Source organism: Thermotalea metallivorans (genome assembly GCF_001562415.1).
Taxonomy (GTDB): domain Bacteria; phylum Bacillota; class Clostridia; order Peptostreptococcales; family Thermotaleaceae; genus Thermotalea; species Thermotalea metallivorans.
Window position 1 is genome coordinate 14,741 of sequence record NZ_LOEE01000065.1, and the last position, 24,784, is coordinate 39,524.

The window sequence follows — 24,784 nt, forward strand, 5'->3', positions numbered from 1 at the left end:
TGCTTATTAATTAATATTTGTCTTTCACAAATTTTTATGCTTTATTTTCATCCAAACACGAAGCCTAGGATCGCCTAGGCTTCTTCGTATTCTTCTCCATGTTCATGGTGATCTTCATCAGGATGAAAGTCATTCAACTCATCTAATGTAATATGATGCTTTTTGGCATAATCCAATAGGGCAGATTTTACAGCCTGTTCTGCCAACACCGAACAGTGGATTTTTTGAGGCGGAAGTCCGTCCAAGGCTTCAACGACCGCCTGATTTGTTAATTTTAACGCCTCTTGAATTGTTTTTCCCTTAATCATTTCTGTAGCGATGCTGGAAGTAGCGATAGCAGAACCACACCCGAAAGTTTTAAATTTCACATCTACAATCACATCATTTTCGATCTTCAAGTACATTTTCATAATATCGCCGCATTTTGCATTTCCTACTTCACCAATACCATCGGCATTTTCTATTTCTCCAACGTTTCTGGGATTCATAAAATGATCCATTACTTTTTCACTGTACATTATTTTTGTCCTCCCTTTACTTTTTCATATAGCGGTGACATCTGTCTCAATCTATCTACGATTTTAGGCAATTCGTTGATGACATAGTCAATCTCTTCTGCTGTGGTAAAATCCCCTATGGTTAATCTTAAGGACCCATGGGCAATCTCATGGGGCAAACCAATGGCCATCAACACATGGGACGGATCTAGGGAGCCCGATGTACAGGCGGATCCGCTGGATCCTGCGATTCCCAGCATATCCAAACTTAACAGCAGGGATTCTCCTTCTATAAATTCAAAGGCAAAATGCGCATTGCCGGGCAATCTGTTTTCCGGATGGCCATTGAATCGAACATAATCAACTTTATCCATTATACCTTTTATCAATCTATCTCTCAAGTCTTTTACATGGCGAATATGCCCATCCAAATTTTCTATCGCCAGCTCTGCAGCTTTTCCAAAACCTACAATGCCTGGCAAATTTTCTGTCCCTGCCCTTCTTCTTCTCTCCTGGGCACCTCCATGGATCAAGGAATGAATTTTTACCCCTTTTCTTATATATAATCCTCCGACTCCTTTAGGTCCATATATTTTATGGGCAGACATGGACATCAAATCAATGTTCAATGCATTTACATCTATTTTTACATTTCCCAATGCCTGAACCGCATCCGTATGGAAGTATATTCCTTTTTCCCTGGCGATAGCACCTATTTCTCCAATAGGTTGAATCGTTCCAATTTCATTGTTGGCAAACATAAGCGTAATCAAAATCGTTCTGTCGGTAATGGCGTTCCTTAACTGTTCTAAAGAAATCATTCCGTATTCATCCACATCTAAGTACGTTACCTCAAATCCATCTTTTTCCAAATATTCACAGGTATGCAAAACAGCGTGGTGTTCGATTTTGGTGGTGATGATATGATTTCCCTTATCCCTATTGGCATAGGCAACCCCTTTAATTGCCCAGTTGTCGGCCTCTGATCCTCCCCCTGTAAAATATATCTCATCCTGTTTTGCGCCAATGGCCTTTGCCAATCTGCTCCTGGCTTGGTCGATGGCCTGCTTGGCTTCCCTGCCGAAGGAATGAATACTGGATGGATTGCCGAATCTCTCCGTAAAATATGGCAGCATTTCCTCCAACACTTCCTGTTTCATTGGAGTCGTAGCAGAATAGTCTAAATATATTCTTTTGTTCATCCAATCATCTCCTTAAAATTTATATGTAATACATGTAGGCATCATGATCTTTAAGTTTTTTGTAATCGTCAAGCATATCTTGCAATGTGATGGAATCCACCACATGATTGATACTGTCTCTTATTTTTTCCCATATCGTTCTTGTGACACAGTAATCTGCCTTTAAACACTCATTGGATGGATCATCAGCCACACATTCCGTTGGTGCCAAGGGTCCCTCTAACGTTCTAATAATATCTCCTACAGTAATATTTTGTGGATGATCTGCCAGAATATACCCTCCTTGAGCTCCTCGGATACTTTTCACAAGACCAGCTTTTCTTAGACTGGCAAATAATTGTTCTAAATAGTGCACAGAAATATTTTGACGCTCTGCAATACCGTTTAAAGCTACAGGTCCTTCTCCAAAATTCAGGGCCAAATCAAACATTGCTTTCAGTCCATATCTTCCTTTTGTTGAAAGTCTCATTTCATCACTCCCTTCAAAATCCCAAGCAAATCACTCAGAATTCATTTTAAGTATATTATATCCCAGTATTTTTGTCAACATTCCCATTCCAAATATTTTATGTCTAAAATCTTTATGCCATATTATCATAAGCCAGACTGAAAACAATGCAATACAATGTTTATAAACCCTTGAGGTTTCGGCTTTGTCGCAAATCAGCAAGCCGCTTTTTTCCTTATTTTTTATAACACATAGGAAATTATATATTTTCATAAATTGTGAATAAGTCATAATTTCCGTCGTGTGTTTCAACAAAGTCTTCCTTTAAATCTTCCACCGGAAGACTTTGTTATTTTAGAAAAGCGGCCCAGGTATAAGCAGGAAGCCAAATCTCAAGGGTTTGTCTGCAAGCTATCCTTATGCGATGTTATCCTAAGGATTTCAAACTTCTATCTTTTTATATTCTAAAATAATGTATATCGGGCACTTCCCCTTTCTGTACAAAACCATGGCTAAAATGAGGATATCTTCTTTGAACAGTCTCAATTGTTTGTGATAGTAAGCGCATATAAGGCATATATATATATTCTACTGCGGCATGGGGTAATATATAAAACCATGATAAGTTAAATTCTTTTGCATTATAAATGCTAAAACCCGAAAAATGGTAAAAAACCAACTTGTTATCATTAATATATACTTCTCCGTTTCTTAACGATACTTGATATTTCTCTATATTCCATAGAGCTACATTTACACCAATGTTTTGAACAACATGGACATTGTGGAACAATGCAGGCCATCTTTCCACATAGCGTTGATCTCCAAATAACTGGGCATCTACCTTATTTTCTGTGTAACACCATTCGATGCATCGTTTTTTCCACCAATCAATGGCCGTATAAGCAAGCGGATCATTTTTACAACCAACAAATCCTGTATTAAATCTACCGGTTAAATTATATGTGTAGAGGAATCTTTCAGAATTGTGATGATCTGTGAGGAAAAGAGCAGCATTTGGTGCTTCAAGAAAAATAACTTCCGGATTTGCAAAAAAGCAAAGATCTGCATCCAAGTGGGCAAAATATTGTGCTTGTGGATATCTATTCATTACATAGTTCAACATTGCTGATTTCAAAGTCCAACAATATTCAAGATGTGTTCTATTTGTTTTTGCCTGCAACAATTCTCCATCTTCAACCTCAGAAAGCCTTACTATAGTTGTGTTTTTCCAGTGCATATCAGATAATATTCTATGAGCTTCTTCATCGGCGCAAAGGGCATAAAGATGAAAATCTCTACAATGTCTTTCCAAAGTGTTATACATTACAATTGATTTAAAAACATATTTATTTGATATTACCGTAGAGAAATGAAACTTTCTCATATTATATTTCTCCTCTCCTGGCTTTAAATCTCATAAAATTCAGCAAGGGGTTTTCGACCTTCTTCAATATAATATCCATTAAAAGTAGGTGCAACTGCAGAGATATCCTTTATAACATCCTTCAAAACATAAATATATGGTTTATGAATAAGCGGTATGAATTTTTTATCAAATCCTACTGTAAGTGCCATTAAGTTATGGCTTACAAGCCTTAAACCGCAGTAATGATAAAATATTAACCTATCATTATTTACATAAAAATTACCTTCCTTCACAGAAATTTTATATTTCCCATGATTCCAAGGTGCAATATTGACTCCGGGCGTGTTTATGTCACAAACCCCACTGAATAAGGACGGCATCATGTCCAAATATTTTTGATCGCCAAACTTGCCATTTTCTGATCTGTCATGGCACCATTCCAAACATCTTTCTTTCCACCATTTTAAGCAGTCATAACTGATTGGATGTCTCTTAAAGCTAATAAATCCTGAATTATATTTACCGCTTTCATCTTCCACAAATTTGTAATTTTCAAGAAAATCATGTCTTGATAACAAGATAATGCAATGGGGTGCATCAAAAAATATTTGAGCTGGATCTCCAAAAAAGCATAAATCTGCATCCAAATATGTTACTCTATCAATATGGGGAAATTTATCAAACACATACTGTAAAAAAATAGGTTTTAATGTCCAACAATATTCATTAATTTTTCTTTCTTGTTTTTTATTACTCAAATGTTCATTTTCTATTTCATTGACATGAATCAATGTCACCTTCTCCAATTGCATTTTATTTAAAATATCAAGGGTTTCGTTGTCCAGACATAATATAAACATGTTCAATTTCATAGCTTTCGTATTATGTCTTAATGATCTGTATAAAGCAACGGCTTGATATAATCTATCCTTTGTTAAAATAACACAAAACCCGTTGTTCATAAATCCTCCCCCTCATTTTATTCGGCACATTTGAGCGTCAATGCTGTTAACCTTTAGAATGAAAATAGCTTGTATACCATTCAATCGTCTTTTTTAAGCCCTCTTCAATTGTAAAAATAGGCTTCCAGTTCAATATGATTCTAGCTTTTTCGGCAGAGAGATATTGGTGTTTAATTTCATTCTGTCCCTGCTGTAGAATGATAGGTTTTAAATCACTATTCATGATTTCAAGTATCTTATTTACCAAATCTAATACTGTTAATTGAATTTCATTACTAAAATTAAATGCTTCTCCGTATAAACTGAGATCTTCCATTTTTTCAGCCAATAACAGATATGCCTGTACCGCATCCTCCACATAAAAATAATCCCGTATAAATGTTCCGTCACTTCTAATAATTGGAGCTTCGTTGTGTATAATCGATTTTATTGTTTGAGGAATAATCCGATTAAAATTTAAATCTCCACCACCATAAAGATTGCCACATCTTGTTATACAAACTGGCAATCTATAGGTATGATAATAGGATTGGGCAATTAAATCTGCACAGCTTTTTGATACATCATAAGGATGCTTTCCTTGCAGAGGCATACTTTCATCATAGGGAAGTACTTTTTGATCGCCATAGGCTTTATCACTGGATGCAACAATAATCCTTTTGACTAATGGACTTCTTCTGCAAGCCTCTAATATATTCCACGTTCCTAAAATATTTGTCTGAAATGTTGAAAGGGGATTTCGATTGGCTACTCCAACAATGGCCTGAGCAGCCAAATGAAATACTGTGTCAATCTCATATTCTCCCAATATTCTTTCTATTAGCCCTAAATCTTCCAATGAACCATTCACAATGTTCATACTGTATAAAGATGGTTCACAAAATAAGTTAGAATTTGGAATGAAATCACGAACTAATCCTACTACATTTGCACCCAGTTTTATTAACTCTTTCGAAAGATAGCTGCCTAAAAAACCAGTACACCCTGTTACAAAAACGTTTTTGTTTTTCCAAAATGTATCTTTCATTTTTATCACCAAACCTTCCATAAACTATTTCCATTTTTCCAAATTTCATTGGCATACAATATATCTTTATAGGTATCCATAGCAATCCAGAATCCTTCATGACAATACACAGCCAATTGCTGATCTTTTACAAGATTCATCATCGGCTCCTGCTCAAGAATGCATCCCGGATCATCTTTTAAATAGTCAAAAATTTCCTTATTAAACACAAAAAAGCCTCCATTAATTATTCCTTCTATTTGCGATTTTTCTTGGAAGGACACGGCCAAATTATCTTTCACCACCAAGGTTCCATATTGGCTTTTTCTCGATACTCCGGTAACTGTGGCAATTCTACCTTTTTGCTTATGAAATTCCAACAGTTTTTTTATATCAATATTTGCTAATCCATCTCCATAAGTTAATAGAAAAGTCTCTTCTCCAATGTATTGTCGAGCTTGCTGGATTCTCCCTCCGGTCATCGTATCGGCTCCCGTATCTATAAAAGTAATCTTCCATCTTTCAGGCTCTTCCAGCAATTGTGGAATGCCATCCCTGCCCAGTACAAAATTGTGACTTTTCCAAGGATAATCCATAAAATATTCTTTTATTTTATCTCCCTTATATCCCAATAGGAGTATGAAATCATCAAAACCATAATGGGCGTAAATTTTCATAATATGCCAAAGTATAGGTTTGTCTCCGATCATTGCCAACGGTTTTGGAATATCTTCTGTAATTTCTCTCATTCTTGTCCCTTTTCCTCCGCATAATATAACGACCCTCACTTTGATCCCTCCCCATATCATTTCAAATAGAGATTCCAATATCTATTCTTTTCAAACCACAAATCTTCAAATTTTTAATTTTGTCTTCTCACTTCAAGTGTATGTAGACAAGTATCATTTTGTTACACCATTGTCCATTTGGAAATTTTCATGTAGGATAAAAAAGAGCGACAAATTTGTCGCCTTCTCATTTCTTTATTTTTTCAGAAATCTTTAATCTTCGGCAGCCAGGATTCAATTCATAGCAACGCAGCATACAATGCTTGAATTTTCTTTGCCGTTTCTTTCCATAGATAATGATCCAATATATATTCCTTCAATTGATTGTTTTTGGGACTCTCAAAGGCTTCCATGGTTGCGGAATAAATGGAGGCAATTGCACCGGGATTACAATATCTCACAAATCCTTTCAGCACTTCCTTTGTAGACCCCATCTCCGTTGACACAACGTTGCAGTCTGCTATACCTGCTTCAAGACTTGCTAGGCCCGGATATTCGATCCAACTTGGCAATACATGGACTCTGGCACTTTTATAAATAGACTTTAGTTCTTCTCTTTTTATGTTGTCTAAAAATAATACATTATTTTTGGCTGCTTGCAAACAGTTGTAATAGTACTCTTTGTCATTTACGGAACCTACCAGCACAACAGGTATATTTTCTTTTGACATCGCTTTTATTAAATTTAGCTGATTTTTTTGATGATGAATCCTGCCTACACAAAGAATGTATTCATCCACCCCATACCTGCTTTGCAAAAAATGCCTGTTTCCTTTTGCAAAGCTTGGATCTACACCATAGGGCACAATAGCAAATTTACTTGCAATACCATAATTCCTGTAGATTAATTCTGCCTCTCCATAACAATGGGGTAAAAAGACGTCGCAGTTCTCAAATAAATATTTTCTCTTCTGTTCACTTTTCTCCCATGCCCTTAATTTTTCCCACTGATTTGTGGCCTTATAAAAATTCCTAAGATCCCAATAAATTGGTGTCAGTACAACTTTTTTATTATATTTCTTTGCATTTTTCATAAATTCATAGCTTTCTTTTACGCGAATGGTATTAAAAATATGCACTAGGTCATAATTTTTGGCATAGATGTTATGCTCCGTACACACATCTACTTTTAGCCCGAGATCCATTAATTCTTTTCGTATATTTAAAAATACAATACTATCTCCTGCTATATTTTTTAGATAATCCTTTCGAATTTGAAACAGAATTTTCATTCCATCACCCTAGATCTGTATAAACATCTATTCATAGATGACTCATCTCATATATTACTCTATGAAACAAAGATGGATTTCGCTACTTTATTTTTTAACATTGGATTTTACGATATGCGAAGGAACACTTCTCTAGAATATGTAATTTTTTGCACATTTTTTATATACATTATATTGGGACAATTTTTTAAAAGATAAGGGGTGAATGCTTATGATGCTGTCAAATATGGAAAATCAATATATTCATTATCATATATCTGGTACTGTTTATCATTTTTATAAAATGGCCGATATGTTGTTCGTAAAAACAATGAAAGATAACAAAATTCAAGGAAATTCAAAGATTGGCGAAGATATTATTGACTTTGCCGTAGATGTGGACAATGAAGGCATCTTTCATTTGGTCAGTATCTCTGCCAATGGCGAGCTTACCTATTGGAAAGGAAAAGCCCTTCCATGGGATCGTAGGATTTTGACAAAATATGATATTGCATCCTACCAATTTAAAAATTTAAAAATTTTTATATGGGATCATAAAATTCATATACTGATTGCAGTGGCAAACAGAATGAATCCCGATCTTTGGACATTAAAGCATCATTATTGGAACCATAGCATCTGGTATAATAAAAAAGTGTGTAATATTGTTGCTGGGAAATATGATATGCCTTTCCATGCCGACATGGACATGCATCATCATATTCACATTCTGTATAAATCTATACAAAATCACAAAGCCCAAATATTCTACAGCAAATTCAACACCACTTACAATGCTTGGAGCACACCCCAACAGATCAGCAATTTGCTCCATGAAAACAGTCATCCCTTCGTGTTTTGCGATCATCTCAATCATATCCATGCGGTATGGGCCAGTCTGGAAAATAATAATTTTGAAATATATTATAGAGTAAGCAAATCATCGCCTTTTTCCAAAACAGGATGGTCAGAGGCCATAAAACTTTCTATAGAAAATACAAATTGTACCCATCCCTTTATCATGGAAATTGAAAACACACTGAAGCTTATATGGAAACAGAATAACAAATACTATGCTGTCAGCAACGACTTCTCCGGCAGCCTTTGGAGTACTCCCTTTGAAATCAGCGTAGATCCTGCCCTCAAAATATCTCCCGTGGCAGTAATTGGCTCTACCTATAAATCCTATCATCCTGTAAAAATACCTATGGGGCATATGTATATGCATCAGAACGAGTTTTATATATTGGGCCTTGATCCCATCGTCCATATAGAAGATCATAGGGAAAATAAAAGGAATGATCAAAGGGATATACCCCAAGATGATCCTTGGCTATGGGGAAATACCGAAGTCAACTACTGTTCCTTTGATACAAAAACAAATACAGAAAATCAAGATCTTTCAAAATCCTATAAAGATATGTATTCTACGGAACCAAAAGATTTATCCAGAGCTCCTGCCGACAATAGGAAGGAGGATGCGAACAAGGATATATCCCGAACAGCCAAGCAGGATTTAAAAACACAGTTTCAAGCCTTCGAAGAAATATTAAAAAACATCGCATCAAGTTTAGAGAATACCAGTCATGTATTATATGCCATCGAGGCAAAACTAAATGAAAATATTCAAAGAGTCCTTGATCTAAATCAACAAATCATAGAACTGAAAGAAGATTTCCATAAAATTCATAGGAATGGGGCGGGGAAATTTTTTAACTTTTTAAAATAGATTTTTCTTCTAATTATTCCATGAACATCCATATGCAGATAAAAAAATAAGATGTTCTGTCGAAGAACATCTTATTTTTTTATCAATACCCATTAGAAGTTGATTCCAGGACCGGTAATGAAATCGTCAAGTTGCGGCGGGAAAAATGCCGGTGGCAATTCTTCGTTGAATTCTTCGCATGGTTTTCTGTCAGGACGTCTTTCACATGGAGCCGGCGGTGGACAGAATCCAAAGGCTGGTATAACCAATTGTACTTCCAGTTCACACTTAATTACGTTAAAGATCCCAATCGTAAATTCAGCACAGCATACATTCTCATAAGGATTATATGCATCACATGAATCGCAGTCTTCTCGCACCACCCTTGCATCTAATACTTTTGCCACAATTTCCAATTTGATAATTTCATCATCTGCATCTTTTGCCGGCTTGATGGCTCCCGATTGATCTACTTTGCTTTCTCTAATAATGGCTACGGCCTCCGGACAATATAGAGGACCTACGGTTTCACTTCTTCTTAAGATCAACTCATTATCCGTAGAAACAGTGCCATCATCAAATACTACATCATACAAAATTCTTAATTGATATGTGTAACTGATCAACTTTCTATCTGGGTCTCCAGGCACAGGTCTTTTGCTGAGAACTCTAAAGGACCCAGGTACAAGCCCTGCCACTCTCGCATTGATAATATCGTCTGCGCTGCAATCGATTCTGAATCGAAGATCTGGATCAAAGATAATGCCTTGATCTGGATCTTCTTGTTTGCAGTCCCCAACAAGACATAATCTTAATAGACATGAATCATAAACTTTTGGTACCTGAACGCATACAAGTTCACATGCATTCCCAAACTGTTCTCTTAATTCTTCTGGAATGACACCAGGTGTAAATAAGCTAATACCACAACCTGATGATGATTGTCTGTACATACATTTTCCCCCTTCTTTTTAATAAAATTTGTTGCATCACATTCTTTCATAGATACAAACGTCTTTTCTAATTGTATATTATGTAGATCAATTGTTTTTGGTGATAAAAAATTTAAAATCATCCATTGATTTGTCTAACATATTGTTTTCTCTGTAATAATATATTTTACTAAGGTAGGTGGTGTGAATGATTCAACGGGATTCTCTGGATATTATTCTGGAATCATCAGGGAAAATCTCAAAAATTTTTTCCCCAGCAAAAAAAGGAATCCGCTTCCAAAAACATATGGATGAAGCCCCTGTACAGTTGTTTGAAGGCAATGTCTTGGAGTTTGACATGGATGTCGATTCACAGGGCAATATGGGTCTTGTTATACTTGATCATTCTGGGAAGCTATATTACTATTACTATAATGGCAAGATGTGGACCAGCTACTTACTCCATCAATTAAATTTGCAATTTGAGCAGATCAAAGATATCCGCATTCAATTGACATCCCTATCACCCCATATTTTATTTTGCTGGCGAAATCAAACCAGCTCTGGCCAATGGTCTATCATGACTTACCATCATCTGGAGCACAGCTGGAAAAAAGAAATGATTTCAAAAATATATTGTAACAGTCCCATCACCCCTTATGGCCTTGCAAAGGATAAAGGGGAAAATCTGTATTTATTCTACCTGAGCAACAACAATCTTGTCTATGATCTGAATTTTGCGGTCTTTTCTTCCCAGTCGCAAAAATGGTCCCATCCTGTCTTTTTCAGCAACTGTATTTTTATCAAATATTTTCATATGGATGCACTAATTGATCACAATGGGGGCATGCATGTAGTTTGGATTGATAAATACAAAAAGAACTATTGTGTAAAGTATATTTATAAACCCAGTTTTAAAAGCCCACAGGAAAATCCCTCCGTGATTATGCAGTTTCACGAACCCTTGCTTTGGAGCCACTTGTATCTGACAAAGCAACATATCCATTGCTGCGGAATCACAGGAGACCATGTATATCATTCCTCCAAACCGATAAAAAGTATACACTCCCTGTCCAAATGGCAGTTCCCCCGCGCCCTTGATTATGACGATAAAGATCTATTCTTATATAAGATTGTAGGCCATACAGGCAGCTTTCAGGCAAACTATGTCCTATCCAATGACACCTACAGCTACCGCCCTATCTATGAAGAAGGAATTGAAGAGCAAACTGACGTTCCCCTCCACCATGCGGAGCAAGTCCATGGATCCGATGTCGTTCCGGAGGATGCCCAGATTCTAAAACTGAAAGCAGAACTTTTTAAAAAGAACCACCAGATCGAAGCCAGTCAGAATCTCTTGAAAACACTACAAGGAGAAATGGCATTCATCAAAGAAGAGATAAAAAATCTACATGAGCAGCAAAAAAAATATGCCCATATATTCAATGAGTCTGCCGATAAATATAAGAGAATTCACGAATATGTGCTGCAAACCAGCCAAGTATTGGAAAATCACTGCCTGCAACTGGACCATGCAGATTTGAAGAGAAAAATTGAAATTATCTTCGAGGAATTGAGAAAACTAAAAGCAGATATAGATTTTTGCACCGCTCAAAACAAAGAATTAAAGGCATCCATAGAAAGCTTGCAAAACGTAGGACTGTTTCGAAAGCTCTTTAGCTGACATCCCTATAGAAAATCTAATAAAAAAGGAATGTAGGGAACATGCGCTACATTCCTTTTGATTCTATAAGGCAGCTGTATTTTACATATTTATCTTTACATATTCCGTCGTATGATCTGCTGCTATGGATATTTTATATAAGCCCTGATATGTCGTTTTTCCCTGTTTGATCAAACCCACGGCTTTTTCTAAATCCTTTTCAGAAATATAAATGGCTGTATTGCAGGATTTTCCTACTGCCCGGGGTGCTTTCCTCAAAGTGCACTTGATATTGTGTCTTTTCAATAATTCTTCTATATAATAACCATGATAGTTGGATGCAAAAACGAATATATACTGCTCCTCATACTGCACAAATCATCATCTCCTTGTATATTTCTTATTACCATTGTATTCGACCGATTGTGATAAGGACCACAAAAAAATGCATATGCCCCAGATACCCTGAGGCATATGCGTTCTACAGTATTTTTTTGTAGATATATTCCGATGTCATTAATTGGAGCAATGCACCATATTCCACATGAAATTTTACTTCATTGCCTACGCTATAATTTTTTTCGCAATCAGTTACATCCACAATGAGATGATCACTGCTGGCACCAAAAATCGTTATATTCGGATCTATGGGAATTAAGTTCTGTACCGATACATCCTGTCTTCCGATTGCCAAAATCGCTCTTTTTCTGATTCCCTTATCTTCAAACACGGGCTGGTTGCCAAACGCATCCATTCCAATTTCTCCAATGGGCACAGAAGGTTTTTCTTTTAATTCAACGATTTCGGCGACCAAGGTAAATGCATCTTGGTATGTGTGGGGAATTGCATTTCCAAAGGCCGTCTCTCTGCCAAGGACAATGGATTCCCCTAATCGCAAATGATTGATTCTAGGGGGCATTTCTCCCTTTTCAAGAAGATATAAACTGCTGGAGTTTCCGCCGGATACGATGGATAAAGAAATATTAAATTTTGACTCGATTGCCTGGGCAAGCTCTGCCAAGACGCCTAAATTGTCTTTATTGGGAATAACGCCCCCATAACATGTCAGATTTGTACCAATGCCGATAAGATGCACATAATCGAATTTTAATATTTCTTCTACCGTAGCCATTACGTGATCTTTCCAAACCCCCTCCCGCAGATCTCCTAAATCTACCATAAGGAGAATATTATGTATTTTTTTAAGTTCCTTTGCCGCTTCCGATAATTTTTCAATGGTTTTCAATTCCGAATTGAGACTGATATCCGCATATTTTACCACTTCCCTTGCCTGACTGACCATGGGCAACCTTAGGAGAAGCTTTGGCAAATGAAAATTTTGGAGTTTCTTAAGATTTTCAATTCTTGAGTCGGCAAGCATGGCCACACCCCCATCCACAAGGGCATCGGCAATCTCCGGAATGCCGCAAAATACCTTTGTTACCCCAGCCACAGCCACACCATATTTTTTGCACAGTTCTGTCAAGGTCTTTGTATTATGTCTGATTTTCTGTAGATCTACCTCAAGTCGCGGATAGATATTCACATAACTTCCTCCTTCCATGAAATCTACAGCCGGGATGAATCATCCCGGCCTATAGAATCAAATTCGCAAACTCTGCTTCATCAAAGTTAAGGCAGCTTCTGGATACTTCTTGGATAATACCCCTAGGGAAGCCATAATATAGTCATGGTCAATCAGGATTTGGGCTTCTTTTGTAGGCAACAAGCGCTCTCCTTTATTATTTTGTGCAATTTCCTTTAATATCTCCACGCGGCGGGGCAGTCTTGTTAACGCACCGCCGGTACCAATGATCCACTTTACATTGGTTAAATCCTTTCCTTCTGCCAATGTTTTTTTCCCCGAAGGTCCATATAAATGCCGGAATTTGCCCACATGTCTGTCTATGGCCGTCAATACTGCTTCCAAGGTAAGGATTTCAACAAATTTTATCAACAGGTCAGTATCCGGTATAGGTTTATGCTTTTTCATTAGTTCATCAATGTTGCAGCCCATTTGTTGGGCCAGCTTTTCCTTACCGATTCTCTCTACAATGTTCGGCATATTTACATAAACACCCAAGTCCCCCTCTACAGTTCTCTTGGCTTCAGGTTCAGGACTCACCAGAATCCTATTGATTTCTTCACTACCTTCCGTAACCGAATGGACATCGGTAGTAGCTCCACCCACATCCAGCGTCACCAGGTCTCCGATGGATGCTTTTAATAATTTTGATGCCTCCATTACGGCACCCGGTGTGGGAATAATAGGCCCGGTTACCAATTCTCTTACCCTTGTCATCCCCGGTGCATGAATGATATGATCTTCAAAGGCATCTTGAATAACCTTTCTTGTGGGTTCAATATTCAATTGATCAATCTTAGGATAAACATTTTCTACCACATATAGCTTATTGTCCTTGTCTTTGAATATTTCCCTGATCTCATCCTGATTTTCAACGTTTCCTGCATAAATGACGGGAACATCAATTTCCATATGGGCAATCAATTCTGCATTATACAGGGCCGTTTCCCTTTCCCCGTAATCTACGCCACCGGCAATTAAGATCAGATTGGGCTGAATCGCTTTGATCTTTTGAATATCCGTTTTTCTCAATTTGCCGGCAGTTACTTTATGAATAATTGCACCAGCACCCAAGGCGGCTTCCTTTGCTGCACGTACGGTCATATCATAGACCAATCCGTGGACCGTCATTTTGAGTCCTCCTGCCGCACTGCTGGTAGCCAACATTTCATCATAGATAATTTCATCAACGCTTAAATTTTTCTTCAAATCGTTCATGGCCCCTTCCAGCCCGATATTCACATCTCCTTCCAGCACAGTGGTCGGGGCCTGTCCTTGACCTAAAAATCTGGGACGGTTCGTATGGATATCGGCAAAGGCGTTGACCACGGTCGTTGTACTGCCGATTTCAGCAACCAATACATTAATTTTCATGATGCATTTCCCTTCTTCTCTTTACAAGGAATGTAGCAACGTGGATACCTTTGGATCCCCTGCCAAAGCCGGCATCTACCCCTTGCTTTACTGCCAATTCCGGGGTTACCTGTGTACCGCCGCAGGCAATCATGATCTTGTCTCTGATTCCTTTTTCTACACAAAGCTCATGGATTCTTCTCATATTTTTATAGTGAATATCATCGTGACTGATAATGGTAGATGCCAGAATTGCATCCGCATTCAATTCAATAGCAGCATCCACTAATTTTTCAACGGGTACAGAAGTTCCAAGATAATGGCACTCAATACCGTATTTTTCAATACCGCCATGCTTAATATCGATGATCTCTCTCAATCCTACAGAGTGTTCATCTTCTCCCACAGTAGCTGCAACAATCTTCATCGGACGGGCGGCAATATCTTCACGAATTTCCTGTTCTGTCATGACCTCCGGCTCCGGCGGGATCACCAAGGCATTGGTATCAATTGCAAATTCCACTCTTCCTTTTAACTGAATCCTTGTACCTTCCGACGGATGCATAACTTCCTTATGAATCACCTCAACGTCTGCCAATCCCATCTTCTTACCAATTTCTATGGCAGCAAATTCGGCAACTCTTCTACTGGTTGGCAAGAACAGATCCAACTGAACAATCCCGTCACCCGTCCATTCAACTTCCGGCTTGATCTTGCTTGTTTCCCTTAATTCCTTTGTTTCTTCCAATCTAACATTTACATTATCTGTTTCATCTAACTCATCGATATAAACGATCTTTTCCGGAACCTCAAAGGTACAGCCGCCGATTAACGCGGATGGATTCTCAACGGCATTGGGATCATACTGGGCAACATTATTATATCCAAAATGAGCCGTTACCGGTGCAAAATAATCTTCATCCCTTTCAAAAACAGTACCGGCACCGATACCTCCATCAATTTTTCGAACGATTCCGTCGCCATTTCTTTCCGGATAGTAACCGGAGTCCACAAAGAAACCTTCTTCTACTGCTTTGAAATATCCACCGACTTCTAAAATTTCCTCCAAGAACAATACGGCCCTCTCTTTTAATTCCCTTACTTTCTCCGGCAGATATCCTTCTTTCTTCAATTCCACCATATCCAGCAAGGCATCCATACCTACCAGTGCTTGCTTAGCCGTATCACAGGCTTCCATGTTATAAATATGCCAAGGTACGTTTCTGCCTTCATCGGGCGTAATGGTGGATTGAATGTCTGCACTTGTTAATCTTGAAATCATTAGGTTTAATACATGGGTTACTGTAGCTTCTCTTGTAGAGGATTCCATATATTTTGTATTCATTTGGGCTCTCATTCTATACTCGGAGAAGAGGTCCCTCAATGCCACGGCATAGGGCAAATCCAGCTTCATACAAGGTGCCGGCGGTGCCGTTGGCGGTACGGTAGATAGACAAATGTTAGATTTCTTCATTCCTACCTTTACGGAATACATGGCATTGATGGCATGTTGCACCATGAGCTCGGGCATAACTTTCCAAGCTTCCCTTGCAGTAGCATTGGCATTATGAGCACCGTCAATTTGCGCCATATCTGCCCAAGTCATCATCTTCTTTGATTCTGCAGCATCTACGAAAGAACGGATCATATTGATATTTCTGTACAATACATTGTATTGTGGATCCTGATGGGCTCCGTTGACCCCTTCTTCTGCAAACATTACCGCAATATCGGGACCGGCAACGCCGCTTACATAGGAGTGATAATTGATTGGTCTTCCCACTTCTTCCTCAATCATATCCAAGGCTTTTCTTTGCGCTCTCACTTGTTTTCTTGTAATGGGAATACCGCCAATACCTTGAGGTGTTCCTTCAATAAGTCCGTCAAAATGGGATTGACCGGCTGTTCTAATTACCATAATGTGGTCTGCCCCATGCCAAGCAGCCATTCTCATGCGTCGAATATCATCCTCAAATCTTCCGGAGGCAATTTCTGTAGTAATGGTATAATCCGGCTGTGGGTCAATATCTCCAAAATACTTGGCTGATGGCAGGGGTACACTGTTCTTCAAAGGCTTAGAACAATTTTTATAAGTAAAAGGACCCATCTGAAGGCTCTCTACCTTGTCTCTCCAAACCCATCCCCTTCTTTTTGGCCTATAATTCTCAAGATTCTTTAATATCTCCTTGATATGAATCTTTTCATTTATTTTCAGTTCCATTATTTTGTACCTCCTTTGAACATGGCGACGACTTCATCCCAGTACTTACCCTCCACAAGAGCCAGTCCTGCTTCTCGAATTTCCATATTTTTTTCCTTTGCCAGCTTAAATACCACGTGGCCTGCTCCTTTGCCCATAAGGCCTCTATCCATGACGCCCTCCACAATGGCCTTTGCCTCTAAACTTGAAAAGCCCATTCTTAATAGAACTGAACGCTCAATCGACGGTGTCGTATGCCTTCTGGCTAACTCTAAAAGAGGTTCCACAACTTTTTCCGTCAAGGCCCAAAATCTTTCTTTTAATTGCTCATCGCTTAAATTGGTTAAATGTGCTCTTCTTTGCTGAAAATCATCTGCTCTTTTCATCATTTCCCCTCCACTTTTATAGATTCCAATACTTCCTTGACAAACCCTTGGGATGATTTTGTGTCCTGTGCTAAGAAAGCCAGGTCAGCTTCTGAAACATTATCTGTTTTTGTAATTTCTATGCAATTTTTAATATAGGATTTTTTGATTTTTTCCAAATCCAAATCCCTTGCTTGAATCAAATTGGGATGGGCAGGAAGAATAATATTTTTTCCAGGCACTTCTTCTTCAGGATTTCCAAATTTTATTTCAATCCCATTGTCCCTTGCAAAGGACAACTGTGCCTGAATATGTTTGCCGGCCCCCGTATATTCGGTTTCCTGTACGACGATAATTTGATCTTCATCCATTTCTTGGGCAATACTGAAAGCTGCTGCTAAGGAAGTATTTCCTGCCGGTCCTCTTTCTAGGCCTTCCAATTGGGCCAAAGCTTCCGTCATATAAAAAACCTCCCCTTGAGCCACCGTAACGTACCGATCCATGTATCTTAAGGGTCTTGCCGCTGATCTGGGTACATCTGATCTGTCGGGCCATGTAGCAAAAGGAATGCCGAAACCAGTGTGACCTGTTGTGAAGGATTTTTTATTGAATTGCTCGTCGGACGCCATGTGCAAACCTTGTAAATTTACGCTGGCACCAATAATTTTTACGCTTTCTGCCCCTGCCTTGATAAGTCCTCGCGCCGTACCGGTTAAATTTCCTCCCCCGGCATTGGTACATACTACCACATCCGGATCCCTTCCTACCCTTTCCCGGAATTGCATGGATAATTCATATCCGAGGGTTTCTACTCCTGCAATTCCGAAAGGTGTATATAAGGATGCATTAAAATATCCTGTTTCCTCTAGAAGCATTAAGAATGTATAAAACAACTCCGGTCCTACCGTGAGCTGCACGACTTCTGCACCGTAAGCCTCGCATTTTCTAGCCTTTTCTATGATCTCAGGCTGTCCGATTCCTCTGCTGTCATAGCATTCCTGCACAATAATGCATTTTAAACCTTGCATGGCTGCTTGACTGGCCACTGCAGCACCATAGTTTCCGCTTGTGGCTGCAATGACGCCCTTATAGCCTAATTTTTTTGCATGGTATACGGCGTTAGCTGCTCTCCTAGCCTTGAAGCTTCCCGAAGGATTACAGGCTTCATCCTTGATAAAGATTCTGGCTCCTTTTCCCTTCGGTGCAATCTTTCTTGCCAAGGCAGTCAAGTTTCTAAGTTCCAGAAGGGGCGTATTTCCCACACCCGTAGAGCTCTGAATTTTTTGCATTTCTTCCAGGGTATACCCTGTCTCCCTCATCATTCTTTCATAATCAAAGGCAATGCTTCCCGATTCAAACACAGCGTAATCAATTCCCACGGCCCTTTTCATGATTTCATTTTTTCTGGCCATCAGACCTTGATAACTCATATCCTTACTCATGAACTTCACCTCCGGCCAGCATTTCCTTTAGTTGAATTCCGATTTGCAGCAATTCTGGAACAAATTTTCCAAAATGATGGGTATAGGCTGGGTGAACTTCTACCAGCCTTCCTTTCACCATTCTTCCCGTGATGGTTTTTACCTCTACTTCTTCACCGATCTGGGCATCCTGTTGTAAAAAACCCTTTACCCATGATTCCAGAGGAACCTTCTTTGTATCCTCGGGAACCTGAGGTGCCCTTTCTTCAGGTTTCAGTACAATATTGTGGATTAAAACCCATTCTCCCTTTGACACTTTCATTCCCATCGCCTACCTTTGAATGAGATCTCTCATATCCCCCATGATTGCCCTAGGCACAGGGATATCAAGCATCGTCTTTAATCCGGGCGTAGCATTCAACACATGGGGAATAGAGTTTATGCACATTGCAATCGTTCCGATTCCTCCGGGAATTTCCGGCTTAATTTGCAAGCTGATATTTGGCGTACCTTGAATCCAAATATAGTCGCCCGTATCAACCCCTTCTAACTCCGGCAGAATTTGCTGGGGATGTTCCATCTCAATTTTTACTTCACCATGCATATATCCGTATCCGCATTGGCGGCATCCTGCAACATTACCCGGTTGTACCTCAGCATATTTTGTTTTTCGATAGACACTGGAAACAATAGGTTCTCTTGTTTGGTCAATTTTTTCAATTTTCCAGCCAATACCATCGGCCACCATGTGAATAGACTCTGGAAAGCCAACATGTCCTGCAATCTTGCCTGTCTTTACTCCTTCATGAAATGCTTCCACAGTAACGCCAACCCCTTGTTCCTCCATGACGGCATGTCCAAAGGGGGACAGGTCATTGATTCTGGCAGCCCTAATATGTTCCACAGTCTCACAAGTCCCTGTGAGAGCAAGGATCAATAAATCCAATACAAAACCAGGGTTGATGCCTGTACCTAAAACTGTAACACCATTTTCCTTAGCCAGTCTGTCAATTTCAGCAGCCAATTCTGGTTCTTGGGCTTGTGGATAGGCCATCTCCTCTGCTGTAGATATCACATTGATTTTTCTTTCTACTACAAATTTAATCTTATCAAAGGCGTTTCGCGTGAATGAATCCGTAGCCAGCAGGGCGATGTCTGCTTCTCCTTCTTTGATAGCTTCTTCGGGATTAGATGTAATGATGACAGGTTTTCTGTCGCCTCTTTCTACACCCAATACCTCATACATGTCTTTGCCAACCCTTGCTTCATTTCTGTCACATACACCGACAATTTCTACTCCTTTTTTCTTGAGAAGCATTTCCGCCATTCCGCTTCCCATTGCTCCAAATCCCCAAATCGCCACTCTTATGTTTTGCATGTATAGGACACCTCCAAATAATTTTTAAATTTTTTGTCAATTTATTTTATCTGCAAAATCCTTGCCAATTTTTTTTACAGAATAGACAGCAGAACAAAGATTTTATACAGTCATTTGCATATTTTCATTGCCTTATGCATGATTATACGTGCTCTATTGGGATTTTTCTGTTTATTTGTCCCCATTTGTTTCTTTGCAAAAAAAAAATGCAAAAATATTTGCACTTGCGTGCAAATATTTTTGCATTTCATTCGAATCCAATATTATACTTTTTAAGTTTATGCTGGAGGGTTTGCCGTTTAATACCTAACCTTTCCGCTGCTTTGCTAATATTGTGGTTGCTGAATTTTAAGGCCTCCAAAATCAAATCTTTTTCAATTTTTGCGAGCACATCCATCAAACTTTCATTGGAAGATAAAGGGTGCCGTTGACAAAATGCAAAAATTTTTGCATTTACCTGCGGCGGAAAATGTTCTTTTTTTAGAATTTCTTCCCTTTCAACAATATTCATTGCCCCCTCGATGGCATTCTCAAGTTCCCGAATATTCCCGGGCCACTTATAATTTTGAAAGGCTTCCAATACTCCCAGATCTATCCCTTGCACATTTTTATTTAATTTTTTATTGAATTTATAGACAAACCAGTTTGCCAACAGGGGGATATCATCTTTTCTTTCTCTCAAAGACGGCAATGTAATCGGGATGACATTCAACCGATAAAACAGATCCTTACGAAAATTCCCTTTTTCAATAGCGTCATAGGGTTCTTCATTGGTGCTGGCAATAATCCGGACATCGATGGGCACATCTTTCAGGCCTCCCACTCTGCGAATATATCCTTCCTGGAGCACCCTTAGCAATTTGGATTGAAGCTGGAGTCCCATGGAATTGATTTCATCCAGAAAAATGGTCCCTCCATTGGCCTGCTCAAACAAGCCCGGTCGGTCAATAGCGCCGGTAAACCCCCCCTTGACCGTACCGAAAAGAATTCCCTCCAACAAAGTTTCCGGCAAAGCAGCGCAATTTTGGGCAACAAAAGGTTTATCAGCTCTGCTGCTGGCATAATGAATACTTTGGGCCACCAGTTCCTTTCCTGTACCCGTCTCCCCATAAATGAGCACGCTTGAAGAAGACATGGCGGCTTTCCTTGCATATTGGATAGCCGTAAGAAAATTTTCGTTTTGCCCGATAATACTTTCAAAAGTAAATTTTCTATTTTTTTCCGTCTCTTGTTTTATGGGTTTTGAAAGCTGGAGCTGCAGGGACATGATTTGCTCTGACAACTGCTTAATCTTCGTGATATTTTTTGCAATTTCTAAGGCGCCCACTTTCCTGCTGTCAAAGTATATGGGAACCGTGGTATTGATCGTGGTGATTTCTTTATGATGATGGTTCAAATATGTTTGGGGATGATTGATCAATTTTTCCTCTGTCCTCAATACCCGAAGCAGCGTGCTGCTGTTTTGATCCAAACTTGGAAAAACATCCAAAAGAGGTTTGTTGATCACATCTTCTGCATCCATACCTTCCAGTTCTGCCATGGCTTTATTGTATAGAATGGTACGACCTTGCCCATCGATTACATGGACCCCTTCATCAATGGTTTGAAGTATAATTTTTAAAATCTCATACATGTATGGCTGCATAAACCTCTTCCTTTCATGGTCCTTTCATAAAAAATATTTTATCGATACAATGGGAATCGGCTGCATAGGGCATCCACTTTTTCTTTAATGATTTCCTTATCGGCGGAACCTTCAATGGCAGATGCTATGATTTCAGCAATTTCAATCATTTCATTTTCTTTCATTCCCCTGGTTGTCACAGCCGGTGTGCCGATCCTTATACCGCTGGTAATAAAAGGACTCTGCGGATCATAGGGAATTGTATTCTTATTCACCGTTACACCCACATCATCCAATAATTTTTCCGCATCTTTTCCCGTAATATTTTTATTTCTTAAATCGAGAAGCATCAGGTGATTGTCGGTGCCTCCGGAAACTAGTTGAAATCCCCGCTTTGTTAGCTCTTCTGCTAGTTTGGCGGCATTTGCTACAATTTGCCTTTGATATCCTTGAAATTCTTCCGTTAGTGCTTCCTTGAAACTTACGGCCTTTGCAGCAATGACATGCATTAAAGGTCCTCCCTGTATCCCGGGGAAAATTGCCTTATCAATTTTTTCCGCAAACTCTTTTTTACATAGGATTGCTCCACCTCTTGGTCCCCTTAGGGTTTTATGGGTAGTTGTTGTGACAAAGTGGGCATATTCGCAGGGATTCATGTGCAGTCCTGTAGCCACCAGTCCCGCAATATGGGCCATATCCACCATCAAATAAGCCCCCACTTCATCGGCAATCTCCCTAAAAATTTTAAAGTCAATTTTTCTCGGATATGCACTGGCTCCCGCCACAATCAGTTTTGGTTTGACTTTTTGGGCTATAGCCCTTACTTCGTCATAGTCAATCATGCCCGTTTCCTTGTTCACGCCATAATCTGCAAAATGATAGTATTTTCCCGATATATTCACAGGGCTGCCATGGGTCAGATGTCCACCGTGGGACAGATTCATGCCTAAAACCGTATCCCCCGGTTGAAGGATGGCAAAGTATACCCCTAGATTGGCATTTGCTCCCGAATGAGGTTGCACATTGGCATGCTCCCCTTGAAACAACTTTTTCAATCTATCCCTTGCCAGATCCTCCACCATATCCACATATTCGCATCCGCCATAGTAGCGTCTTGCCGGATACCCTTCTGCATATTTGTTGGTTAACTGGCTTCCCATTGCTTCCATGACTGCATAACTGACGAAATTTTCAGAAGCGATCAGCTCGATTTTGTTTTGCTGTCTCTGTATTTCTTTGTCGATAGCCTCAAATACTTCAGGATCGATCTTTTTTAAATGCTCAAAATTCATTGGCAACGTCTCCTTTCTTTTGTAGTTATCATGTTCTGAAATCTTTTTTACCAATATACCCGCTTTTTGCTTATCTATATTATATTTTTTATATTTTTTTATCGCAAGGGTTAGTCTTTTTGTATTTCCTGAAAAAAATATAGAGACTTTCCCCGTCTCTATAGCATTTCATCGATCATTCTTCGGAATTCTTCCTTTGAATAGGCCCCTGTCACTCGGTTTACCTGTTCTCCATTTTTATAAAACAAAATGGTTGGAATACTCATCACTTTAAATTTTCTTGCCAAATCCCTTTGTCCATCCACATTTACCTTGCAGATTTTTACCTTCCCGTGAAGTTCCGATGCCAGCTCATCCATGATAGGACCCACCGTTTGGCACGGCCCACACCAATCTGCATAAAAATCAACTACTACGGGAATTTGTGAATTGAAAACCTCTCCTTCAAAATTTTCACTATTTAATAGGATTACATATGCATTACTCAAGTTCAAAACTCCTTTCTATGTTTGATCACGAGGATCTATTTAATATTTTGGTAATCGTTGGAATATATCTTTTGTCCTGGTGAAACCTTTTTTCAAACACCTTTACAATGAAAAAAGTGCATGCCATCAAAATAAATCCTATGCCTGCCGAATAAGCCTCCAAATTTTCTTCTATGTGCATATTCTTTAATAAAAAGCTTCCTGTTCCTATACCTAATAGCATTGCCATTAATGGAATCACATATACAATAAAGGCAGCGCCCATTACATTCTGGGTTTCCATATTTACTTCCACCCAATCCCCTGCCTTTGCACCTACTTCGTTCATCGCCACAATGCTTAACTGCATATTCTCTTTGCCATGCTGGCATGCACCGCAGTCACCACAAGCAGAATGTTTTGTCATCAAAACCCTTGCCTTATTATTTTTTACAACTTCTATCACTTTCCCTGTCTGGTTCATATCTATCACCTCTCCCATGGATAAGACCATTCTCTAAATTGGACAACTCCCTACAATCCCATTATAACGCAAATGGCAAAAATATTCAAAATAGAAACTTAGAATGATCTTCTACACTTCTCATTATACCACATCCATGGGGTGTTTAATCATATGGTGTGACATAGGCAGCTATTCCTTGCATCTGCCGCACTGGAGGCAATTGTCCAATTTTCCTATCAAATCAGAGCAGGCCCTTTTGGAAAAAATACAAGGTATATTTCTGCTTTTGGTTTGCTCCTTAATCATTTCCGTAAGTCTATGCTCAATAAAGTCATACAGTACAATCACCATATCTACATTGTTCGGCACCTCTTTTTTTCTCATTCCTTTTTTTCTCCCCGGCCAATGTATGTATTCTTTAAATCCCTTTTGATGTAGCACTTCCGGTATATTCCCCAACTTGTCTCCTCCTACAATTAACGCAGTCATCCTCTTTCCTCCTTTTATTATAATAATGATAATGATTATCATTATTATAATCTTTTTTCTCTTTTTTGTCAAATCGAGTAGACCAGCTAATAAAAGTCAATAGTTAAATTCAAATTTTTTTAAAAAATTGATTTTTCTAAAAAGGGTACAGCAAAGCTAACCATTGGTAAAAACCGAACAATGGCTTTTTTAAAAAGATTTGAGTTGTATCGACCTAAGCAGAGATGCTTCGGCGTGAATTTTTATCATTTCTCCATGATTGATGATCTTCAGGGCACCTAAGCACGAATGGCTTTTCATCACGGAGAACCGCAAAGATATAATGGAGAAGCTTGTGCATTACGGCTACAAGGGCTAC

General features: G+C 38.9%; 24 protein-coding genes. 2 read left to right on the forward strand and 22 right to left on the reverse strand.

Annotated features, from left to right (window positions below):
- Positions 1-74 precede the first annotated feature (74 nt).
- From nifU to AN619_RS13295, 8 genes are all read right to left on the reverse strand, one after another.
- Complete coding sequence (gene nifU / locus AN619_RS13255) at positions 75-521, reverse strand: Fe-S cluster assembly scaffold protein NifU (protein ID WP_198153318.1); 447 nt, start codon at positions 519-521, stop codon at positions 75-77.
- Entirely contained in the window at positions 518-1,699 is a 1,182-nt protein-coding gene (nifS, locus tag AN619_RS13260; protein ID WP_068557707.1) for a cysteine desulfurase NifS, read from the reverse strand. The genes nifU and nifS overlap by 4 nt, the downstream gene beginning before the upstream one ends.
- A gap of 19 nt (positions 1,700-1,718) precedes the next feature.
- Positions 1,719-2,168 (reverse strand): RrF2 family transcriptional regulator, encoded by a 450-nt coding sequence (locus AN619_RS13265; RefSeq protein ID WP_068557710.1) that lies wholly within the window; start codon positions 2,166-2,168, stop codon positions 1,719-1,721.
- Positions 2,169-2,604: 436 nt separating this feature from the next.
- Positions 2,605-3,534, reverse strand: a complete 930-nt coding sequence (locus AN619_RS13275) for a hypothetical protein (RefSeq protein WP_068557714.1) — start codon at positions 3,532-3,534, stop codon at positions 2,605-2,607.
- A 23-nt stretch (positions 3,535-3,557) separates the two neighbouring features.
- Positions 3,558-4,478: a glycosyltransferase gene (locus AN619_RS13280; protein WP_068557716.1), complete on the reverse strand. Its 921-nt coding sequence runs from the start codon at positions 4,476-4,478 to the stop codon at positions 3,558-3,560.
- Between the two features lie 46 nt (positions 4,479-4,524).
- Entirely contained in the window at positions 4,525-5,526 is a 1,002-nt protein-coding gene (locus tag AN619_RS13285) for a GDP-mannose 4,6-dehydratase (protein WP_330382093.1), read from the reverse strand.
- Entirely contained in the window at positions 5,511-6,272 is a 762-nt protein-coding gene (locus AN619_RS13290; protein ID WP_068557718.1) for a glucose-1-phosphate cytidylyltransferase, read from the reverse strand. Before AN619_RS13290 ends, AN619_RS13285 begins: the two co-directional genes overlap by 16 nt.
- A gap of 239 nt (positions 6,273-6,511) precedes the next feature.
- Complete coding sequence (locus AN619_RS13295) at positions 6,512-7,504, reverse strand: glycosyltransferase family 4 protein (protein WP_068557720.1); 993 nt, start codon at positions 7,502-7,504, stop codon at positions 6,512-6,514.
- Between the two features lie 211 nt (positions 7,505-7,715).
- Here AN619_RS13295 and AN619_RS13300 point away from each other — a divergent pair, with 211 nt between their 5' ends.
- Positions 7,716-9,212, forward strand: a complete 1,497-nt coding sequence (locus AN619_RS13300; RefSeq protein WP_068557722.1) for a hypothetical protein — start codon at positions 7,716-7,718, stop codon at positions 9,210-9,212.
- A 92-nt stretch (positions 9,213-9,304) separates the two neighbouring features.
- Here AN619_RS13300 and AN619_RS13305 read toward each other — a convergent pair whose 3' ends face one another.
- Positions 9,305-10,144: a hypothetical protein gene (locus AN619_RS13305; RefSeq protein ID WP_068557724.1), complete on the reverse strand. Its 840-nt coding sequence runs from the start codon at positions 10,142-10,144 to the stop codon at positions 9,305-9,307.
- 187 nt (positions 10,145-10,331) lie between these two features.
- Between AN619_RS13305 and AN619_RS13310 the strand changes: the two genes are divergently transcribed.
- Positions 10,332-11,807, forward strand: coding sequence for a hypothetical protein (locus AN619_RS13310; protein ID WP_068557726.1), 1,476 nt, complete (start codon positions 10,332-10,334; stop codon positions 11,805-11,807).
- A gap of 81 nt (positions 11,808-11,888) precedes the next feature.
- On the opposite strand, the gene AN619_RS13315 is transcribed toward AN619_RS13310, so the two are convergent.
- The 13 genes from AN619_RS13315 to AN619_RS13375 all read right to left on the reverse strand — a co-directional run bounded on the left by AN619_RS13315 (position 11,889) and on the right by AN619_RS13375 (position 24,426).
- On the reverse strand, positions 11,889-12,161 hold the full coding sequence (locus AN619_RS13315; protein ID WP_068557728.1) for a DUF3343 domain-containing protein: 273 nt from the start codon (positions 12,159-12,161) through the stop codon (positions 11,889-11,891).
- A gap of 106 nt (positions 12,162-12,267) precedes the next feature.
- Positions 12,268-13,332: an ornithine racemase Orr gene (gene orr, locus AN619_RS13320; RefSeq protein ID WP_330382094.1), complete on the reverse strand. Its 1,065-nt coding sequence runs from the start codon at positions 13,330-13,332 to the stop codon at positions 12,268-12,270.
- 57 nt (positions 13,333-13,389) lie between these two features.
- Complete coding sequence (locus tag AN619_RS13325) at positions 13,390-14,745, reverse strand: GlmL-related ornithine degradation protein (protein WP_068557730.1); 1,356 nt, start codon at positions 14,743-14,745, stop codon at positions 13,390-13,392.
- Positions 14,735-16,945: a D-ornithine 4,5-aminomutase subunit OraE gene (oraE, locus tag AN619_RS13330; RefSeq protein WP_068557732.1), complete on the reverse strand. Its 2,211-nt coding sequence runs from the start codon at positions 16,943-16,945 to the stop codon at positions 14,735-14,737. The genes AN619_RS13325 and oraE overlap by 11 nt, the downstream gene beginning before the upstream one ends.
- Complete coding sequence (locus tag AN619_RS13335) at positions 16,945-17,313, reverse strand: ornithine aminomutase subunit alpha (protein WP_334292203.1); 369 nt, start codon at positions 17,311-17,313, stop codon at positions 16,945-16,947. The genes oraE and AN619_RS13335 overlap by 1 nt, the downstream gene beginning before the upstream one ends.
- Complete coding sequence (ortB, locus tag AN619_RS13340; RefSeq protein WP_068557736.1) at positions 17,310-18,731, reverse strand: 2-amino-4-oxopentanoate thiolase subunit OrtB; 1,422 nt, start codon at positions 18,729-18,731, stop codon at positions 17,310-17,312. Before ortB ends, AN619_RS13335 begins: the two co-directional genes overlap by 4 nt.
- Positions 18,724-19,032, reverse strand: a complete 309-nt coding sequence (gene ortA / locus AN619_RS13345) for a 2-amino-4-oxopentanoate thiolase subunit OrtA (RefSeq protein WP_068557757.1) — start codon at positions 19,030-19,032, stop codon at positions 18,724-18,726. Before ortA ends, ortB begins: the two co-directional genes overlap by 8 nt.
- Positions 19,033-19,041: 9 nt before the next feature.
- Entirely contained in the window at positions 19,042-20,088 is a 1,047-nt protein-coding gene (gene ord, locus AN619_RS13350; RefSeq protein ID WP_068557738.1) for a 2,4-diaminopentanoate dehydrogenase, read from the reverse strand.
- Between the two features lie 247 nt (positions 20,089-20,335).
- A complete protein-coding gene (locus tag AN619_RS13355) occupies positions 20,336-21,733 on the reverse strand; it encodes a sigma-54 interaction domain-containing protein (RefSeq protein ID WP_068557740.1) in 1,398 nt (465 codons plus the stop codon).
- Positions 21,734-21,771: 38 nt separating this feature from the next.
- Positions 21,772-23,004: a serine hydroxymethyltransferase gene (locus AN619_RS13360; RefSeq protein ID WP_068557741.1), complete on the reverse strand. Its 1,233-nt coding sequence runs from the start codon at positions 23,002-23,004 to the stop codon at positions 21,772-21,774.
- Between the two features lie 158 nt (positions 23,005-23,162).
- Positions 23,163-23,492, reverse strand: a complete 330-nt coding sequence (gene trxA / locus AN619_RS13365; protein WP_068557743.1) for a thioredoxin — start codon at positions 23,490-23,492, stop codon at positions 23,163-23,165.
- Positions 23,493-23,517: 25 nt separating this feature from the next.
- Positions 23,518-23,955: a SoxR reducing system RseC family protein gene (locus AN619_RS13370; protein ID WP_198153316.1), complete on the reverse strand. Its 438-nt coding sequence runs from the start codon at positions 23,953-23,955 to the stop codon at positions 23,518-23,520.
- A gap of 171 nt (positions 23,956-24,126) precedes the next feature.
- Positions 24,127-24,426 carry a DUF2325 domain-containing protein gene (locus tag AN619_RS13375; protein WP_068557746.1) on the reverse strand — a complete coding sequence of 100 codons (300 nt, stop codon included), beginning with the start codon at positions 24,424-24,426 and terminating at the stop codon, positions 24,127-24,129.
- Positions 24,427-24,784: the final 358 nt, after the last annotated feature.